The 16,921-nt window shown below is 71.4% G+C and carries 19 protein-coding genes; 14 read left to right on the top strand and 5 right to left on the bottom strand.

Annotation, left to right across the window (positions count from 1 at the left end):
- Positions 1–72 precede the first annotated feature (72 nt).
- The gene (locus tag IG99_RS26115; RefSeq protein WP_037677713.1) at positions 73–699 is read right to left on the bottom strand and encodes a TetR family transcriptional regulator; all 627 of its coding nucleotides are present in this window, start codon (positions 697–699) and stop codon (positions 73–75) included.
- Positions 700–815: 116 nt separating this feature from the next.
- Between IG99_RS26115 and IG99_RS49655 the strand changes: the two genes are divergently transcribed.
- The 3 genes from IG99_RS49655 (at position 816) to IG99_RS26100 (ending at position 2,566) form a co-directional block, all read left to right on the top strand.
- Positions 816–980, top strand: coding sequence for a hypothetical protein (locus tag IG99_RS49655; RefSeq protein WP_037677711.1), 165 nt, complete (start codon positions 816–818; stop codon positions 978–980).
- 44 nt (positions 981–1,024) lie between these two features.
- On the top strand, positions 1,025–1,291 hold the full coding sequence (locus IG99_RS26105; protein WP_037677709.1) for a hypothetical protein: 267 nt from the start codon (positions 1,025–1,027) through the stop codon (positions 1,289–1,291).
- Positions 1,292–1,402: 111 nt separating this feature from the next.
- Positions 1,403–2,566: a cysteine desulfurase family protein gene (locus IG99_RS26100; protein WP_037677708.1), complete on the top strand. Its 1,164-nt coding sequence runs from the start codon at positions 1,403–1,405 to the stop codon at positions 2,564–2,566.
- A 235-nt stretch (positions 2,567–2,801) separates the two neighbouring features.
- Here IG99_RS26100 and IG99_RS26095 read toward each other — a convergent pair whose 3' ends face one another.
- Positions 2,802–3,464 carry an N-acetylmuramoyl-L-alanine amidase gene (locus tag IG99_RS26095; RefSeq protein ID WP_037677707.1) on the bottom strand — a complete coding sequence of 221 codons (663 nt, stop codon included), beginning with the start codon at positions 3,462–3,464 and terminating at the stop codon, positions 2,802–2,804.
- Between the two features lie 80 nt (positions 3,465–3,544).
- Here IG99_RS26095 and mnmA point away from each other — a divergent pair, with 80 nt between their 5' ends.
- A complete protein-coding gene (gene mnmA / locus IG99_RS26090) occupies positions 3,545–4,675 on the top strand; it encodes a tRNA 2-thiouridine(34) synthase MnmA (RefSeq protein WP_037677706.1) in 1,131 nt (376 codons plus the stop codon).
- Between the two features lie 24 nt (positions 4,676–4,699).
- Here mnmA and IG99_RS26085 read toward each other — a convergent pair whose 3' ends face one another.
- On the bottom strand, positions 4,700–5,479 hold the full coding sequence (locus IG99_RS26085) for an alpha/beta fold hydrolase (RefSeq protein WP_037677705.1): 780 nt from the start codon (positions 5,477–5,479) through the stop codon (positions 4,700–4,702).
- Positions 5,480–5,517: 38 nt separating this feature from the next.
- Complete coding sequence (locus tag IG99_RS26080) at positions 5,518–5,841, bottom strand: DUF427 domain-containing protein (protein ID WP_037677704.1); 324 nt, start codon at positions 5,839–5,841, stop codon at positions 5,518–5,520.
- 50 nt (positions 5,842–5,891) lie between these two features.
- Between IG99_RS26080 and IG99_RS26075 the strand changes: the two genes are divergently transcribed.
- The 5 genes from IG99_RS26075 (at position 5,892) to IG99_RS26055 (ending at position 12,973) form a co-directional block, all read left to right on the top strand.
- On the top strand, positions 5,892–6,431 hold the full coding sequence (locus IG99_RS26075; RefSeq protein WP_037677702.1) for an LOG family protein: 540 nt from the start codon (positions 5,892–5,894) through the stop codon (positions 6,429–6,431).
- An 18-nt stretch (positions 6,432–6,449) separates the two neighbouring features.
- On the top strand, positions 6,450–7,148 hold the full coding sequence (locus IG99_RS26070; protein WP_078947905.1) for an SDR family oxidoreductase: 699 nt from the start codon (positions 6,450–6,452) through the stop codon (positions 7,146–7,148).
- Between the two features lie 103 nt (positions 7,149–7,251).
- Positions 7,252–8,253, top strand: a complete 1,002-nt coding sequence (locus IG99_RS26065; protein WP_037677701.1) for a methionine synthase — start codon at positions 7,252–7,254, stop codon at positions 8,251–8,253.
- 15 nt (positions 8,254–8,268) lie between these two features.
- Complete coding sequence (gene ligA / locus IG99_RS26060; protein ID WP_037677700.1) at positions 8,269–10,461, top strand: NAD-dependent DNA ligase LigA; 2,193 nt, start codon at positions 8,269–8,271, stop codon at positions 10,459–10,461.
- Positions 10,462–10,729: 268 nt separating this feature from the next.
- Positions 10,730–12,973 carry a putative bifunctional diguanylate cyclase/phosphodiesterase gene (locus IG99_RS26055; RefSeq protein ID WP_037677699.1) on the top strand — a complete coding sequence of 748 codons (2,244 nt, stop codon included), beginning with the start codon at positions 10,730–10,732 and terminating at the stop codon, positions 12,971–12,973.
- Positions 12,974–13,057: 84 nt separating this feature from the next.
- Here IG99_RS26055 and IG99_RS26050 read toward each other — a convergent pair whose 3' ends face one another.
- Positions 13,058–13,642, bottom strand: a complete 585-nt coding sequence (locus IG99_RS26050) for a TetR/AcrR family transcriptional regulator (RefSeq protein ID WP_037677698.1) — start codon at positions 13,640–13,642, stop codon at positions 13,058–13,060.
- A gap of 88 nt (positions 13,643–13,730) precedes the next feature.
- Between IG99_RS26050 and IG99_RS26045 the strand changes: the two genes are divergently transcribed.
- The 5 genes from IG99_RS26045 to IG99_RS26025 all read left to right on the top strand — a co-directional run bounded on the left by IG99_RS26045 (position 13,731) and on the right by IG99_RS26025 (position 16,910).
- Positions 13,731–14,102, top strand: coding sequence for a DUF4267 domain-containing protein (locus tag IG99_RS26045; protein ID WP_037677697.1), 372 nt, complete (start codon positions 13,731–13,733; stop codon positions 14,100–14,102).
- A 26-nt stretch (positions 14,103–14,128) separates the two neighbouring features.
- Positions 14,129–14,620 (top strand): cupin domain-containing protein, encoded by a 492-nt coding sequence (locus tag IG99_RS26040; RefSeq protein WP_037677696.1) that lies wholly within the window; start codon positions 14,129–14,131, stop codon positions 14,618–14,620.
- Between the two features lie 258 nt (positions 14,621–14,878).
- Positions 14,879–15,175, top strand: coding sequence for an Asp-tRNA(Asn)/Glu-tRNA(Gln) amidotransferase subunit GatC (gene gatC / locus IG99_RS26035; protein WP_018531282.1), 297 nt, complete (start codon positions 14,879–14,881; stop codon positions 15,173–15,175).
- Positions 15,176–15,180: 5 nt separating this feature from the next.
- Entirely contained in the window at positions 15,181–16,674 is a 1,494-nt protein-coding gene (gene gatA / locus IG99_RS26030) for an Asp-tRNA(Asn)/Glu-tRNA(Gln) amidotransferase subunit GatA (RefSeq protein ID WP_037677695.1), read from the top strand.
- Positions 16,671–16,910, top strand: coding sequence for a hypothetical protein (locus IG99_RS26025; RefSeq protein ID WP_037677694.1), 240 nt, complete (start codon positions 16,671–16,673; stop codon positions 16,908–16,910). Before gatA ends, IG99_RS26025 begins: the two co-directional genes overlap by 4 nt.
- Positions 16,911–16,921: the final 11 nt, after the last annotated feature.

Below are 16,921 nucleotides of genomic sequence, written 5' to 3'. Positions count from 1 at the left end.
CAGGGCTGACACGGCGGCCGTACGGCGAGGGGCGGCGCGCCCGGCACCGGGTGCGCCGCCCCTCGCGTGTGCTCAGTCCAGCCAGTGGTGCCGCCCGATGGTGATCAGCCGCATCTGGCGTGTGGCGACCTGGGTGGCCCGCTCCCGCTCGTCCTCCGGGGCCTCCAGGGCCTCCAGGAAGAGCGAGGCGGTGATGAGCATCTGGTCGACGTAGAGATGGGCGAGCATCAGCAGGTCGTCGTCGCTCCAGCCCTCGGATTCCGGGTCCTTGGCCAGCTCCGCCTTCACCTCCTCGGCGAACCGGACCAGTTGCGCCCGTATGGCCTCCCGGACCGGCTGGACGCCGCCGTGTCGCTCACGGGCGATAAACCGGACATGTGCGGGGTACGCGTTGACATGACGGGCGATCAATTCGACAGCGCGCGTGATGCGTTCCTCGCTGTTGTCCGAGGCGGTCACCGTGGTGCGGATCATCGGGTGGAGGCTGCCCAGCGCCTCCTCGACGAGGGCCACGCCCAGGTCCGCGGTGGAACGGAAGTGCCGGTAGAAGGCGGTGGGGGCGACGCCCACGGCGCGGGTGACCTCGCGCAGGCCCAGGCTGCTCAGGCTCTGCTCCTCCAGCAGGGCCAGGGCGGCGTCCAGGAGCGCCTGCCTGGTCTTCTGCTTCTGGGCCTGCCGGATGCCGAAGGTGTGACTCATACCATGCAGTTAACAACTGTTCTCTGTAATTGGAAAGCCGTGAAGGGCGCTAGACTCGAAAGTCAGTGAACAACTGTAACTACAACCGTTCACCGAAACGTAAGGGGAATCGTCCCATGCTGTTCCTGGTCGCCGCTCTGCTGCTGTTCGGCGCCGTCCTGGGCACCGTCGCCCACGCGCCGTTCACCTTCACCCTCGTCGCGGCCGTCGTCATCGCCGCGTGGCTCGGCATCTTCGCGCTCCGCGAGCGCCACGGACGCCGGCACACCTCGACCCACTGACCTCCGCCCCGAGATCCACCACTGACCGTCTGGAGCTGCCCACCATGCACCTCACCGCACCGGCCACGCGCCGCACCGGTGTCCGCGACGCCGACGGCATGGCCGTCGCCGCCTTCATCCTCGGCCTCGTCGGCCTCCTCGTCCTCAACGTCTTCCTCGGCCCCGTCGCCATCGCCCTGGCCGCCGCCGCCCTCTGGCGCGGCACAGCCCGCCGCGGCCGCGCCTACCTCGGCCTCGCCCTCGGAGTGGCCGACCTGATCGTCCTGGTCGCCTTCATGCAGGCGGACAGCACGGTCTCGTGGAGCTTCTAGGGGCACCTCGCTCGGTCAGTTGCACCGCAGGCAAGGCGCACCACCCCCCACCCGCTTCGGCCGACCTTGCCCTGAGCCCCGCGAACACGGCGCCGTAGACTCGGCCACACCATGGCATACCTCGACCACGCCGCGACCACCCCGATGCTTCCCGAGGCAGTCGAGGCACTCACCGCGCACCTCAGTGGAACCGGCAACGCCTCCTCCCTCCACGCATCCGGCCGCCGCGCCAGGCGAACCGTCGAGGAGTCCCGCGAAACCCTCGCGGAAGCACTCGGCGCCCGCCCCAGCGAGGTCGTCTTCACCTCCGGCGGCACCGAGGCCGACAACCTCGCGGTCAAGGGCCTGTACTGGTCCCGCCGCGCCGCAGACCCCCGCCGCACCCGCGTCCTCGCCAGCCCCGTCGAACACCACGCGGTCCTCGACGCGGTCCACTGGCTCGGCGAACACGAGGACGCCACGATCGACTACCTCCCGGTCGACCGCTACGGCCGCGTCCACCCCGACGCACTGCGCGAGGCGATCGGCCGCAACCCCGACGACGTGGCCCTCGCCACGGTCATGTGGGCGAACAACGAGATCGGCACCATCACCCCGGTCCGTGAACTCGTCGACGTCGCGAACGAGTTCGGCGTCCCGCTGCACGCCGACGCCGTCCAGGCCTTCGGTCAGATCCCCGTCGACTTCGCCGCCTCCGGCCTCGCCGCGATGACCGTCTCCGGCCACAAGATCGGCGGCCCCTACGGCATCGGCGCCCTGATCCTGGGCCGCGAGCACACCCCCGTACCCGTGCTGCACGGCGGCGGCCAGGAGCGCCACGTCCGCTCCGGCACCCTCGACGTCCCCGCGATCGCCTCCTTCGCGGTCGCCGGCCGGCTCGCGGCCCAGCAGCGCGAGTGGTTCGCCCGTGAGATCGGCGCCCTGCGCGACGCCCTGATCACCGCCGTCCGTACGGCCGTCCCGGACGCGATCCTCGGCGGCGACCCGGTGGACCGCCTCCCCGCCAACGCCCACTTCACCTTCCCGGGCTGCGAGGGCGACTCGCTCCTGCTGCTGCTCGACGCCCAGGGCATCGAGTGCTCCACCGGCTCCGCCTGCACCGCCGGCGTCGCCCAGCCCAGTCACGTCCTCCTCGCCACCGGGACCGATCCCGAACTGGCCCGCGGCACCCTGCGCTTCTCCCTGGGCCACACCTCCACGGAGGATGACGTCGAGGCGGTCGGCAAGGCCATCGGCCCCGCGGTGGAACGCGCCCGGGCCGCGGGACTGACGTAGAGCCTGTCGTCTGGATCACGCCGCAGACGCGGGGCCTGGCCGCGCATCTGCGGCGTTGTCGTCGGTTGCCGATTCCCCCACGCTCGGCTTCGCTCGCGCAGGAGGGGCCCCATCGCATCGACGCCCTCCTCCGCCTTGCAGCTGCACGCCCCAGGCCCCGCTCACCGGCACCGACGAGGCACCGTCGATTCCCTGCGACCTGATCCACACGACAGGCCCTAACCGGCCGTCCGCCTCAGGCGCGTGTGGCGGCGCCGGCCTCCCGCACCAGCCGCATGTACCGGTCCCAGTCCCACAGCTTCCCCGGGTCGGTGTGGTCCGTCCCCGGCACCTCCACGTGCCCGATGATGTGCTCCCGGTCGACGGGTATGCCGTACCGCGCGCATATTCCCGCCGTCAGCCGGGCGGAGGCCGCGTACATCTCGTCCGTGAACGAGGAGGCGCGGTCCACGAACCCCTCGTGCTCGATGCCGATGCTGCGCTCGTTGTACTCCCGGTTGCCCGCGTGGAACGCCACGTCCAGCTCGCGGATCAACTGCGTGACGCGCCCGTCCTTGCGGACGATGTAGTGGGCGGCGGCCTTGTGCTCCGGGTCCTGGAAGGCCTTCACCGCGCTGCCGTAGTCGCCCTGGGTGACATGGATGACCACCATGTCGACGTCGTAGTCGTCCGGCCGGTCCGCGCGCCGCCAGTTCGCCGAGGAGGCCGCCACCCAGCGCGCGCCCCGGTAGTCGACCGCGCCCTCCACCCGGGGCTTCTCCACCCCGGGCAGCCGCCACCACAGGTGCGCCAGCTCGTCACGCGCCAGCACGGCCGAGCCGACGGCCGTTACGGCGCCGCCCACCAGCAGGGCACGCCGCCCGATCCGCCGATCCGAGTCCTTCTGCCTCGCCCCCATGGGATCCTTCCTCGCCCCCTGAGATCGACAACGGATATCCGCGGGCTCCGGTTCCCGCACCCCCGTACTCTTGAAGAGCTATGACTGACACCCCGCAGCGCCCCCGCCCCCTCCGTGTCCTCGCCGCCATGTCCGGCGGGGTCGACTCCGCCGTGGCCGCCGCCCGCGCCGCCGAAGCCGGCCACGACGTGACCGGCGTCCACCTCGCGCTCTCCGCGAACCCACAATCTTTCCGCACGGGCGCCCGGGGCTGTTGCACCATCGAGGACTCGCGCGACGCGCGCCGCGCCGCCGACGTGATCGGCATCCCCTTCTACGTCTGGGACCTCGCCGACCGCTTCCGCGAGGACGTCGTCGAGGACTTCGTCGCCGAGTACGAGGCGGGCCGCACCCCCAACCCGTGCCTGCGCTGCAACGAGAAGATCAAGTTCGCCGCCCTCCTGGACAAGGCGCTCGCGCTGGGCTTCGACGCGGTGTGCACCGGCCACTACGCGAAGGTGATCGTCCACGAGGACGGCAGCCGTGAGCTGCACCGCGCCTCCGACATGGCCAAGGACCAGTCGTACGTCCTCGGCGTCCTGGACGAGAAGCAGCTCGCCCACGCGCTGTTCCCGCTCGGCGACACGGTCACCACGAAGGACGAGATCCGCGCGGAGGCCGAGCGCCGGGGCCTGTCCGTCGCCAAGAAGCCCGACTCGCACGACATCTGCTTCATCGCCGACGGCGACACCCAGGGCTTCCTGGCGAAGCGGCTGGGCAAGGCCGAGGGCGACATCGTCGACGAGTCCGGCGCCAAGCTCGGCACCCATGACGGCGCGTACGGCTTCACCATCGGCCAGCGCAAGGGCCTGCGCATCGGCACCCCGGCCGCCGACGGCAAGCCGCGCTACGTCCTCGACATCTCGCCCGTGAACAACACGGTGACGGTCGGCCCGGCCGACGCGCTCGACGTCACCGGGCTGACGGCCGTCAAGCCCCGCTGGTGCGGCACCGCCCCCACCGGCCCCGGCACCTACACCGCCCAGCTCCGCGCCCACGGTGGCGAGACCGAGGTGACGGCGGAACTGGTCGACGGCGAGCTGCGGGTGCTGTTCGGGGAACCGGTCCGCGGGGTGGCCCCCGGCCAGGCGATCGTGTTGTACGACGGCACACGCGTGGTGGGCTCGGCGACCATCGCGTCGACCACGCGCGCGCGGACGGCGGTCGCCTAACCGCCCTCCCCGCCGAGGCTCGGTCTACGGCGCGAAGAACTCGCTGAGCACCGGCGCCAGCGCGTTCGGGTCCACCATGTGGGTCTGGTCCTCCAGGGTGCGATAGGCGCCCCGGGGGACCGCGTCGGCGACCGCGCGGGTGGCCTGTTTCAGCCAATCGGGGCTCTCCCCGCCCGCGACGGCCAGCACGGGGACGTCGATCGAGGCCAGCCGCTCCTGGGGGACCAGTCCGTCGCCCATCACGGCGTCGTCGTACGCCAGCGTCGGTGCGATCCCCTCCATGGCGGCCCACATCGGCGACTGCCGTGCCCCCTTGATCATCTCCTCGGCCAGACCCGTCAGCCGCAGGAACAGCTCGACCGCGTCCCCGCGCCGGCCTTCCGCGAGCGCCTCGGTCAGTCGGGCGGTGTACTCGGCGCGCCCCCGCGCACCCTCCGCGTCGAGGGCGAACGGCGTCTCGTACACGGCCACCCGGCGCACGGGCAGCCCGTCGGCCGCCGCCCGCAGCGCCAGCGCACCGCCCGACGAGATGCCGTACAGCGCCGCCTCGCCGCCCGCCGCGTCGATGAGCGCGGCAAGGTCCTCGACCTCCCGCTCGACCGCGTAGGGCGCCGTGTCACCGCTCTCGCCACGGCCCCGGCGGTCGTACCACAGGGTGGTGAAGCGGCCCGAGAGAAGCCCGGCCAGGGGCGCCACCGTGCCGCCCGTCGACATCGCCCCGCTCACCAGGATGACGGCGGGGCCCGTCCCGGCGCGCGTATAGGCGAGTTCGGTGCCGTCGCGCGAAAGAATCCTCTTGTCCATGCCTGTGCAGACTGCCACCGGGCAGCGGCCTCATCGGGTCACGACACCTCGACTTCGTAGAAGCACAGGTGGTCCTTGATCCTGGCGACGTCGGGTTTGGGGTCCGGATACGCCCAGACGAGGTCCGCCGCGTCGGGCAGCGACCAGTAGGACGCGGTCCCCTTGAAAGGGCAGTACGTGTGCGTCTCGGAGGGAGTGAGAAGGTCCAGGCGTACGTCCTCGGCGGGGATGTAGTACCGCACGGGACAGCCGGTCTCCCTCAGCAGGAGGGGCCGGTCGGTCTCCGCCAGCACCTGGTCGCCGTGGACGACCCGGATGTGCCGGGCGCCCTGCTCGATTGTGATCGTGTGTCCGTCTGCCATACCGGAGAAGCGCTCGCGGGCCCCGGGTTCTTCCCGCGTACGGTGGCTCCATGCGTATTTGCGTCTTCCTCTCCGCCGCCGACCTCGACGACCGTTACACCCGCCCCGCGCGGGAGTTCGCGGAGCTGCTGGGCAGGGGCGGCCACACGCTCGTATGGGGCGGTTCCGACGTGGGCCTGATGAAGGTGGTCGCGGACGGCGTGGAGCAGGCGGGCGGCCGGCTGTGCGGGGTGTCGGTGGACTTCCTCGCGGCGAAGGCGCGGGTCGGTGTGGACGAGATGGTCGTCGCGCGTGACCTGGCCGAACGCAAGAGGTTGCTGCTGGAGAAGTCCGACGCCGTCGTCATCATGGTCGGCGGGACCGGCACGTTGGACGAGGCCACCGAGATCCTGGAACTGAAGAAGCACGGCCACACCGACAAGCCGGTCGTCCTGCTGAACACCGCGGGCTTCTACGACGGACTCAAGGAGCAGTTCCGGCGCATGGAGGACGAGGGATTCCTGCCCCGCCCCCTCACCGACCTGCTGTTCTTCGCTCAGGAGCCGGTGGGCGCGCTGGCCTACCTGGAAGAGAGCCAGGGCATCGAGTAGGTCCGCGGTGATGCGAGCATGGCCGTCATGGCTACTCATGTGATCACCGGCGCCGGATCCGGCATCGGCGCGGCCGTCGCCCGCCGTCTGCACGCGCGCGGGGACGACCTCGTGCTGCACGCGCGCGACGCCGGCCGGGCGAAGGAGCTGGCGGCGGAGTTCCCCGGCGCGAAGACGCTGGTCGGGGATCTCGCGGACCCGGACAAGCTGTCCTGGGCCTTCTCCCACCAGACGCTCCCGGACCGGGTGGACTCCCTGCTGCACATCGCCGGCGTGGTCGACCTCGGCCCCGTCGGCGACCTGACGCCCAAGTCCTGGCGCCACCAGCTGAACGTCAACCTCATCGCGCCGGCCGAGCTGACCCGCCACTTCCTGCCCCAACTCCGGGCCGCCCGGGGGCACGTGGTCTTCGTCAACTCCGGCGCGGGTCTCAACGCCCACGCCGACTGGTCCGCCTACGCGGCCTCCAAGCACGGCCTCAAGGCCCTCGCCGACTCCCTGCGCCAGGAGGAGCACGCGAACGGCGTCCGCGTCACCTCGGTCTACCCCGGCCGCACCGCGAGCCCCATGCAGGCGAAGGTCCACCAGCAGGAGGGCAAGGAGTACGACCCCGCGCGGTGGATCGACCCCGAGTCCGTCGCCACGGCGATCCTCACGGCGCTGGACCTCCCGAGGGACGCGGAGATCAACGACATGACAGTCCGCCCGGGCCGCTGATCCCACCTGGCGGGCTCCGCCCCCAGGCCCCGGCCTTTGCCCACCCACCATCCGACTCGGTTGGCTGAAAGGGCACTCCTTCAACCTACGTAGGCTGCACCCCGTGAACGACAACTTTCGCTTCGGTCCCGCCACCGGTATCGGCTCACTCCCCGGCGCCGACGCCCGGGAAGCGGCCAAGACGGCCACCGGAAGCTTCGAGGACTTTCCCTTCCTCCCCGAGCTCCCGGCCAGAGGTCCCGGCGCCGACATGATCGGCCGCACCACGGGGATGCTCGTCGAGCTGTACGCGCGCGTGGAGCCCAGCGGATGGCGCCTCGGCGACCGCCCGGGCCGGGACACCAGGCGGGCCCGTTCCTGGCTCGGCGAGGACCTGGACGCGCTGGAGGAGTTCACCCAGGAGTACGCGGGCCCGCTGAAGGTGCAGGCCGTCGGCCCCTGGACCCTCGCCGCGAACCTGGAACTGAGGAACGGCGAGGCCGCCCTCTCCGACCCCGGCGCCTGCCGCGACCTCGCCGCCTCCCTCACCGAGGGCCTGCGCCTGCACCTCGCGGAGCTGCGGCGCCGTATCCCCGGGGCCCAGCTCGTCCTCCAGCTCGACGAGCCCTCCCTCACCGCGGTCCTGCGCGGCCAGGTGAGGAGTGCCAGCGGCTACCGCACCCACCGCGCCGTCGACCGCCAGATCGTCGAGGCCACCCTCCGCGACGTCGTCGGGGTTCACGACAGCGGCCCCGTCGTGGTCCACTCGTGCGCACCGGACGTCCCCTTCGCCCTGCTGCGCCGGGCGGGCATCGCGGCGATCTCCTTCGACTTCTCACTCCTCACCGAACGTGACGACGACGCGATCGGTGAGGCGGTGGAAGCGGGTACCCACCTCTTCACCGGTGTCGTACCCGGCACGGACAGCGCATTGTCGGACCCTGCCGGTAGCGTCATGGGTGTCAGGACGCTGTGGCGCAGGCTGGGGCTGCGGCCGGGGCTGCTCGCGGAGGCGGTCACGGTCACTCCGGCGTGCGGACTCGCGGGCGCCTCCCCGGAGTACGCCCGCCGGGCGCTCGCCCACTGCGCCCGGGCGGCGAGATCCCTCGCTGACAACCCAGAGTAACGGGAGGACAACACGGTGGCCGGCGACAAGCAAGCGGAGACGACGGTGCCCGCCGAGGCACGCGACCAGCACGCGCAGCTCGCTGAGCAGATCGAGGAGCACCGCTTCCGGTACTACGTGAAGGACGCTCCCGTCATCAGCGACGCGGAGTTCGACGAGCTGATGCGCTCGCTGGAGGCCCTGGAGGAGTCGTACCCCGAGCTGCGCACCCCGGATTCGCCGACCCAGAAGGTCGCTGTGGAGTTCGCGACCGATCTCGCCGAGGTCGAGCACCGCGAGCGCATGCTCTCCCTCGACAACGTCTTCGACGACGCGGGGCTCGCCGCCTGGGCCGAGCGAGTGGCCAAGGACGTCGGGGCGTCCGATCACCACTTCCTGTGCGAACTCAAGGTCGACGGCCTGGCGGTGAACCTGACGTACGAGGACGGCCGGCTCACCCGCGCGGCCACTCGGGGCACCGGGCGGATCGGTGAGGACATCACGCCCAACGTCATGACGATCGCGGAGATCCCGCACCGGCTGAACGGCGACCGTGTCCCGCGGCTCGTCGAGATCCGCGGCGAGGTCTACTTCCCGATGGAGGCCTTCCAGGACCTCAACGCGCGCCGCGTGGCCGCCGGTGAGAAGCCGTACGCCAACCCGCGCAACTCCGCCTCGGGTTCACTGCGCCAGAAGGACCCGAAGGTCACGGCGACATTGCCCCTCCACATGGTCGTCCACGGCATCGGCGCCCTGGAGGGCTTCGACGGCATGACCCGCCTCTCCGAGGCCTACGACCTCCTCAAGACCTGGGGCCTGCCCACCTCCCGGCACAACAAAGTGGTCGACGGCCTCGACGGCGTAAGGGAGTTCATCGCGTACTACGGCGAGAACCGTCACTCCGTGGAGCACGAGATCGACGGCGTCGTCGTCAAGCTCGACGAGATCCGCCTCCAGGGCCGCCTGGGCTCCACGGCCCGCGCCCCACGCTGGGCGATCGCGTACAAGTACGCGCCGGAGGAGGTCAACACCAAGCTGGTGAACATCCGCGTGGGTGTCGGCCGCACCGGCAGGGTGACGCCGTACGCGCAAGTCGAGCCGGTCAAGGTCGCAGGTTCCGAGGTCGAGTTCGCCACCCTCCACAACCAGGACGTCGTCAAGGCCAAGGGCGTCCTCATCGGCGACACCGTGGTGTTGCGCAAGGCCGGTGACGTCATCCCGGAGATCCTCGGCCCGGTCGTCGACCTGCGCGACGGCAGCGAGCGCGAGTTCGTGATGCCGGCCGAGTGCCCGGAGTGCGGCACGCCCCTGCGGCCGATGAAGGAGGGCGACATCGACCTGCGTTGCCCCAACGCCCGCACCTGCCCCGCCCAGTTGCGTGAGCGCCTGTTCTACCTCGCCGGTCGCAAGGCGCTGGACATCGAGCACTTCGGCTATGTCGCCGCGGCCGCCCTGACCAAGCCGCTGGAGCCCGAGCAGCCGCCGCTGATCGACGAGGGCGACCTGTTCGACCTCACCGTCGAGCAGTTGCTGCCCATCACGGCGTACGTCCTCGACCAGGACAGCGGCCTGCCCAAGCGCGACCCGAAGACCGGCGAGGAGAAGATCGCCACGGTCTTCGCCAACCAGCAGGGCGAGCCCCGCAAGAACGCGCTCGCCATGCTGGAGAACATCGCCGCCGCCAAGGAACGCCCGCTCGCCCGCGTTCTCACCGGGTTGTCGATCCGTCATGTCGGCCCGGTCGCCGCCGAGGCGCTGGCCCGTGAATTCCGCTCGATCGAGCGGATCGAGCAGGCATCCGAGGAGGAGTTGGCGAGCACCGACGGCGTCGGATCGATCATCGCCGCCTCCCTTAAGGAGTGGTTCGCCGAGGAGTGGCACCGGGAGATCCTCCGCAAGTGGAAGGCGGCCGGCGTCCGCATGGAGGAGAAGGGCTCCGGCGAGGACGACGGTCCCCGCCCCCTGGACGGCCTCACCGTCGTGGTCACCGGCACGCTCGAACGCTTCACCCGCGACGGCGCGAAGGAGGCCTTGCAGAGCCGCGGGGCCAAGGTGACCGGCTCGGTTTCGAAGAAGACGTCTTTCGTCGTCGTGGGGGACAACCCCGGCTCCAAGTACGACAAGGCGATGCAGCTCAAGGTGCCCGTGCTGAACGAGGACGGCTTCGACGTCCTGCTGGAGCGGGGACCGGAGGCGGCGACCGAAGTGGCCCTGCCGGCACAGGAGTAGCTGGGATCGGCGGTTGAAGGCCACCCGATCGGCGCATACCAGATGCATACGGGTGGCCGGGGCGCATTCGGGCAACCGTCGACGACCGCTGCCCGTGGAAGCGTTCCGCGGCCTACTGTTGAGATGTGCGCCTGCCGTGCCCAGCTGCGGCCGGTGCATCCCCGTGTCCGTGACGGGCTCGGGGAAGGGTTTTCCAACGCGGCGCCGTGACGGATGTCGGGCACCGGGCCGCGTGGCGCGGGCACCGCCGGCTGTGAGAGGGACGGGAATGGAACCGACCGAGAGCGCCGCCCCGGGCTCACGGCTGCGCCTGCGCCGGGTCACCGGCGTCTGGCGGGGGAGCCGTTGGGCGACGCGGTCCGCGGAGCGTTCCGGCGCGGCGGGGCGCGCCGCCGGACAGTACACCCCCGCCGACGGCCACGGCCGCGCCGCGCTCACCGCCACTGCTTCCGGACTGCCCGGCGCGGAGCACGAACGGCACCTGTCCTGGCCCACGTTGCCGGCGGCGATCGTCGCGGCGGCCGGCTTCGTGCTCGGCGCCGGCTTCTACCGCGGCTTCACCGGCGGCCACGCCCTCTTCCCGTCCGGCACCGTCGGCTGGTCCCTGGCCGTCCTCACCGGCATCATCGTCGGCCACCTCGTCATGCTGGGCCGCGCCCGCTGGTGGGGCGGCACCGGCTCCGGCGCCGCCCTCACCCTCGCCGTCCTGCTGCTGTACGGCTGGGTGCCCGCCGGCATGGTCAGCCTCACCGTCGTCGTACTGGTCGGCATAGCCCGGCGCCACCGCTGGCGGCAGGGCGTCCTGCACGGCGCGGTGGACATCCTCGGAATCGGCGCCGGCGCCCTCGTCCTCGGCCTCTTCGGCGGCGTGCCGTCCGTCGAGGACCCCTGGAACCCGGACAGCTGGACGCTCTACACCGGCCCCCAGGTGGTCCTGGTCGCGGCCGCCTATCTGGCCATCACCCGCGTCCTGCTCTGGTACCTGCACGCCCCCCGCGCGGGTGTGCCCACCGTCGCCCGTACCGCCCTGGTCAGGCACGGTCTGGTCGCGGTCGCGCTGCTCGGCATCGCACCGCTGCTGTGCGTGGTGGCCGTCGCCAAGCCGATCCTGCTGCCGCTGTTCTCCATTCCGCTCATCGCGCTCGACTCCACCCTGTGGATGGCCCGGGCCCGCGCGGAGGAGCAACTGCGCGACCCGCTCACCGGGCTGCCCAACCGGCAGTGGCTCCTGGAGCGCATCTGGACCGCTCTCGACGACGCCGAGCGCATCGACGCCCGCGCCGCCCTGATGCTGATCGACCTCGACCGCTTCCGCTCGGTCAACGACACCCTCGGTCACCTCGCCGGTGACCGGCTGCTGCTCCAGATAGCCGACCGGCTGCGGCTCGCCCTCCCGCGCGGGGCGGAGGCGGCCCGGCTCGGTGGTGACGAGTTCGCGGTCTTACTGCCCGTCGCGGACTCCACCACCTCCGCGACCCGTATCGCCCGTGGCCTGGTCGCGGCCCTCAGCTCACCGCTGGATCTCGACGGCCTCACGCTCGTGCTGGAGGCCAGCGCGGGCGTCGCAGTCTTTCCCGACCACGCCCTCGACGCCGAGGGCCTGCTGCGCCGCGCGGACGTCGCGATGTACCAGGCGAAACGCGACCGTACGGGCGTGGAGGTCTACGAGTCCAAGCGGGACTCGAACACCCCCGACCGGCTGGGCCTGCTGGGCGATCTGCGCCGTGCCCTCGACGCCCACGAGGTGCAGCTGCACTACCAGCCGAAGGTCCGCTTCGACGGACAGGTGGCCGGTCTGGAGGCCCTGGTCCGCTGGGTGCATCCGGAACGCGGCAAGGTGCCGCCGGACGAGTTCATAGCCATCGCCGAGTCCTCGGGGCTGATGCCCCACCTGACGGAGTACGTGCTGGAGACCGCGCTCGGCCAGGTCGCCGCCTGGCGGGCCCAGGGGCTGTACGTACCGGTCGCCGTCAACGTCTCCCCGCGCGATGTGCACACTCCCGGCTTCGCGGGCTCCGTCGCCGCCCGCCTCGCCCGCCACGGAGTGCCCGCGGGAGCGCTCCAACTCGAGATAACGGAACACGTCCTGCTGGAGGACCCGCAGCGGGCCGCCGACACCCTGCACGGGCTGACCGGGCACGGCGTCAAGATGTCCCTGGACGACTTCGGCACCGGCTACTCCTCGCTGGTGCACCTGAAACGGCTCCCGGTGAGCGAGTTGAAGATCGACCGCTCCTTCGTGGCCCGGCTGGCCGTCGACACCGAGGACGCCGAGATCGTGCGCTGCACGGTCGACCTCGCCCACTCCCTCGGCCTGCTCGTCGTCGCCGAGGGCGTCGAGGACGACGAGACCTGGGAGCGGCTGCGCGACCTCGGCTGCGACGCCGTACAGGGCTGGCTGGTCGCGGCGGCGATGCCGCCCGAAGAGACCACGGCCTGGCTGCGGGCCCGCGGCTCACGCGGCTGGCAGCGCCCCGCCGCCGCCCTCCCGGCGGCGGCCACCGACGAATAGCCCGCGCGCGAATGCGAGGGCAGAGCGGGCGTTCCCTGTGGGGGCCGCCCGCCGTCGCTGCCCGCCGTGCCCCGTCCCGCGCTCTCAGTCGGCCCCCACCGCGAAGTGCCCGATCAGCAGTTCCAGGCGCCGCTCGTGCGCGCCCTCCGGGAGGCGGCCGCTGCGCATCAGGGTGACCAGGCCGTGGAGGCTCGCCCAGTACGTCTCCGTCAGGAGTCCGGGGTCGTCGCCCTCGGCCGCCACCGGTTTCACCGCAGCGGCGAGCTCGTTGAAGGCGTCCCACAGGGCCGCGGGTGCCTCCGGTGTGGCGAACGGCAGGTCCACGGCGTGCGTGAAGATCGCGTCGTAGAGGGCCGGCCGACGCCGCGCGAACGCCGTGTACGCCTTGCCCACCGCCCTGAGCGCGGCCCTGGTGTCCCGGGCCGCCGGCCGCGCGGCCCGCAGCTCCGCCGCCAGCTCGGCGCAGCCCTCCACGGCGACCGCCGCCATGATCGCGCCCTTGCCCTTGAAGTGGCTGTAGAGGACGGGCTGGCTGTACTCGATCTCGGCGGCCAGCCGCCGCGTGGTGACCGCGTCCCAGCCCTCCGCCTCCGCCAGTTCCCGCGCGGCCGTCACGATCAGCCGCTCACGCTCCGCTCGTTCGCGCTCCCGGCGCGTCTGAATAGACATGCTCCGGATTCTAGCACCGCTAGACAATCTAACGACGCTTCTGTTAGCTTCGCTCTTGTCCCTAGCGCTGCTAGCAAGGAGAAACGGCATGACCGTCACCGCGTACACCCTGGCCATCGCCCTCAACCTGTTCTGCCTGTTCCTCGGCTACCGGTTCCTGTTCCAGCCCGGCGCGGCCGCCGCCGGCTACGGCGTGCCCGCCCGTCCGGACGGGGACGCCGGGGCCTACCTCTCGATCAAGGGGCTGCGGGACGGCACCCTCGGTGTGGTCGGCCTCGCCGTACTGGCGGGCGGCGGCGCGTACGCCGAGGCCTGGCTGATGCTGTCCGTGGCGCTGATCCCGTTCGGCGACACCCTGATAGTCCTGCGCAACGGTGGTAAGAAGGCCGTAGCGTTCGGGGTCCACTTCGCCACCGCGATCATCGTCCTGATCAGTGCCGGACTGCTCTTCGCGGTCTGACGACGTCTCACAGGGGGAGCCGAACCATGTCGCTGTTCGTTCCGAAGTTCGACGAGACCGTGATCGTGCGCGAGGCCGAGGCCGAAGTCGTCGGCCGCGCGCCCACCACCATCCGCCTGCTGGCCGACAGCAGCCGGACCGGCGGCGCCCTGTCCACCCAGCGCGTCACCCTCACAGGGGGCGCGGACGGCGCCAAGCCGCACTGGCACGACAACTCCGCCGAGATGTTCTTCCTGCTCGACGGCGCCGCGGAGATCCTCTCCGGCGAGGACGTCGTCACCGCCGGCCCGGGCGACCTCGTCATCGTCCCGCCGGGCAGGCCGCACGCCTTCGCCGCCGTCCCCGGGGCCGACGCCGACCTCCTCATCGTTCTCACGCCCGGCGTCGAACGCTTCGAGTACTTCCGCCACCTCCAGCGCATCGCCCTGGGCGAGGCCACCCCGGAGAGCCTCCTCGAAGTGCAGGAGCTGTACGACAACCACTTCCTGAAGAGCGCGGCGTGGGACGGAAGGCGCTAGCGGCAAACCGTTTCACGGGCAGTGGGCGCCACACCCTAGGATTGGAGCTGGTCGTCCCATTCCCATCTGTCGCGCGACGCCTGGCACGCACGCTCGCCGCGTTGCCGAATCGTCCACGTGGCTCCGCCACGAGGACGCTCCGGCGCCTTGCGATCGCACGCACCAGACGCCGCGCGACCCGCCCTTCGGGCGGGCGACGGGAAGGGGACGACCAGCCCCGGCCCCAAACCACACACACTCACCCCAGAGGATCGCTGCATGCCTGGCATCACGCGCGAGGAGGTCGCCCACCTCGCCCGGCTGGCGCGTCTGGAGCTGAAGCCCGAAGAGCTCGACCACTTCGCGGGACAGCTGGACGACATCATCGGCGCGGTGGCCCGCGTCAGCGAGGTCGCCGACCAAGACGTACCGCCGACCTCGCACCCGCTCCCGCTGACGAACGTCATGCGCGCGGACGAGGTCCGTCCGTCGCTCACCCCCGAGCAGGCGCTCTCCGGCGCCCCGGCCCAGGAGCAGCAGCGTTTCAAGGTGCCGCAGATCCTGGGGGAGGACTAACAGCCATGACGGACATCATCAAGCTCACGGCCGCCGAGACCGCCGCGAAGATCGCCTCCGGTGAGCTCACCGCGGTGCAGGTCACCGAGGCCCACCTCGCCCGGATCGAGGCCGTCGACGAGAAGGTGCACGCCTTCCTGCACGTCGACCGCGAGGGCGCCCTCGCGCAGGCCCGCGCCGTCGACGCCAAGCGCGAGCGCGGCGAGAAGCTCGGCCCGCTGGCCGGCGTCCCCCTCGCGCTCAAGGACATCTTCACCACCGAGGGCGTGCCCACGACCGTCGGCTCGAAGATCCTCGAGGGCTGGATCCCGCCGTACGACGCGACGCTCACCAAGCGGCTGAAGGCCGCCGACGTCGTCATCCTCGGCAAGACCAACATGGACGAGTTCGCCATGGGGTCCTCCACCGAGAACAGCGCCTACGGCCCGACCGGAAACCCCTGGGACCTCACCAAGATCCCCGGCGGCTCCGGCGGCGGCTCCTCCGCCGCGCTCGCCTCCTTCCAGGCCCCGCTCGCCATCGGCACCGACACCGGCGGCTCGATCCGTCAGCCGGCCGCCGTCACCGGCACGGTCGGCGTCAAGCCGACGTACGGAGCCGTCTCCCGCTACGGCATGGTGGCGTTCTCCTCCTCCCTGGACCAGGGCGGCCCCTGCGCCCGTACGGTCCTGGACGCGGCCCTGCTGCACGAGGTGATCGCCGGGCACGACCCGCTCGACTCCACCTCCATCGACGCCCCGGTCCCGCCGGTCGTCGAGGCCGCCCGCAACGGCAGCGTCGAAGGCATGCGCGTCGGCGTGGTCAAGCAGTTCCGCGGCGAGGGCTACCAGGCCGGTGTCATCCAGCGCTTCGACGAGTCCGTCGCCCTCCTGAAGGAGCTCGGCGCCGAGATCGTCGAGCTGGACTGCCCGTCCTTCGACCTGGCCCTCTCGGCGTACTACCTGATCGCCCCCTCCGAGTGCTCGTCCAACCTCGCCCGCTTCGACGGCCTGCGCTACGGCGTGCGGACCGGCGACGACGGCAACCACTCGGCCGAGGAGGTCACCTCCCTCACCCGTGAGGCGGGCTTCGGCCCCGAGGTCAAGCGCCGGATCATGCTGGGCACGTACGCCCTGTCCAGCGGCTACTACGACGCCTACTACGGCAGCGCCCAGAAGGTCCGTACGCTCATCAAGCAGGACTTCGACAAGGCGTTCGAGCAGGTCGACGTGATCGTCTCCCCGACGACCCCGACCACCGCCTTCGCGATCGGCGAGCGCGCCGACGACCCGATGGCGATGTACCTCGCCGACCTGTGCACCATCCCGACCAACCTGGCGGGCAACGCGGCCATGTCCCTGCCCTGCGGCCTCGCCCCGGAGGACAACCTCCCGGTCGGCCTGCAGATCATCGCCCCCGTGATGAAGGACGAGCGCCTCTACAAGGTCGGCGCCGCCGTCGAGGCCGCCTTCGTGGAAAAGTGGGGGCACCCGCTGATCGAGGAGGCTCCGTCGCTGTGAGCGCACTGAACAAGGCCAAGGGCTTCAAGAAGTCCAAGTCCGGTACGTACCTGTCCATGGCCGCCACGGCGTTCGGCGCGATCGGTGTCGCCAAGCGGCTGAAGAAGGCCCGGGCCGAGCAGGACACGCTCGTCCTGATCGACGCCACCGTGTCCGCCGCCGCGATCGTCACCGGCCTCGCCATCCTCTACCGCGAGCTGAAGCGGCTGGGCGACGACGACGTCCTGCTGGGCTGAGAGGGAAGTTA

The sequence above is a fragment of the Streptomyces griseus subsp. griseus genome, assembly GCF_000720255.1.
GTDB lineage: Bacteria > Actinomycetota > Actinomycetes > Streptomycetales > Streptomycetaceae > Streptomyces > Streptomyces griseus_I.
This window is presented reverse-complemented; position numbering and strand designations above follow the sequence as displayed.

Bases quoted from the DNA above. Each gene is read 5' to 3' on its own strand.
- IG99_RS26115 (WP_037677713.1), bottom strand. From the start codon at position 699: ATGAGTCACACCTTCGGCATCCGGCAGGCCCAGAAGCAGAAGACCAGG.
- IG99_RS49655 (WP_037677711.1), top strand. From the start codon at position 816: ATGCTGTTCCTGGTCGCCGCTCTGCTGCTGTTCGGCGCCGTCCTGGGC.
- IG99_RS26105 (WP_037677709.1), top strand. From the start codon at position 1,025: ATGCACCTCACCGCACCGGCCACGCGCCGCACCGGTGTCCGCGACGCC.
- IG99_RS26100 (WP_037677708.1), top strand. From the start codon at position 1,403: ATGGCATACCTCGACCACGCCGCGACCACCCCGATGCTTCCCGAGGCA.
- IG99_RS26095 (WP_037677707.1), bottom strand. From the start codon at position 3,464: ATGGGGGCGAGGCAGAAGGACTCGGATCGGCGGATCGGGCGGCGTGCC.
- mnmA (WP_037677706.1), top strand. From the start codon at position 3,545: ATGACTGACACCCCGCAGCGCCCCCGCCCCCTCCGTGTCCTCGCCGCC.
- IG99_RS26085 (WP_037677705.1), bottom strand. From the start codon at position 5,479: ATGGACAAGAGGATTCTTTCGCGCGACGGCACCGAACTCGCCTATACG.
- IG99_RS26080 (WP_037677704.1), bottom strand. From the start codon at position 5,841: ATGGCAGACGGACACACGATCACAATCGAGCAGGGCGCCCGGCACATC.
- IG99_RS26075 (WP_037677702.1), top strand. From the start codon at position 5,892: ATGCGTATTTGCGTCTTCCTCTCCGCCGCCGACCTCGACGACCGTTAC.
- IG99_RS26070 (WP_078947905.1), top strand. From the start codon at position 6,450: ATGGCCGTCATGGCTACTCATGTGATCACCGGCGCCGGATCCGGCATC.
- IG99_RS26055 (WP_037677699.1), top strand. From the start codon at position 10,730: ATGGAACCGACCGAGAGCGCCGCCCCGGGCTCACGGCTGCGCCTGCGC.
- IG99_RS26050 (WP_037677698.1), bottom strand. From the start codon at position 13,642: ATGTCTATTCAGACGCGCCGGGAGCGCGAACGAGCGGAGCGTGAGCGG.
- IG99_RS26045 (WP_037677697.1), top strand. From the start codon at position 13,731: ATGACCGTCACCGCGTACACCCTGGCCATCGCCCTCAACCTGTTCTGC.
- IG99_RS26040 (WP_037677696.1), top strand. From the start codon at position 14,129: ATGTCGCTGTTCGTTCCGAAGTTCGACGAGACCGTGATCGTGCGCGAG.
- gatC (WP_018531282.1), top strand. From the start codon at position 14,879: ATGCCTGGCATCACGCGCGAGGAGGTCGCCCACCTCGCCCGGCTGGCG.
- gatA (WP_037677695.1), top strand. From the start codon at position 15,181: ATGACGGACATCATCAAGCTCACGGCCGCCGAGACCGCCGCGAAGATC.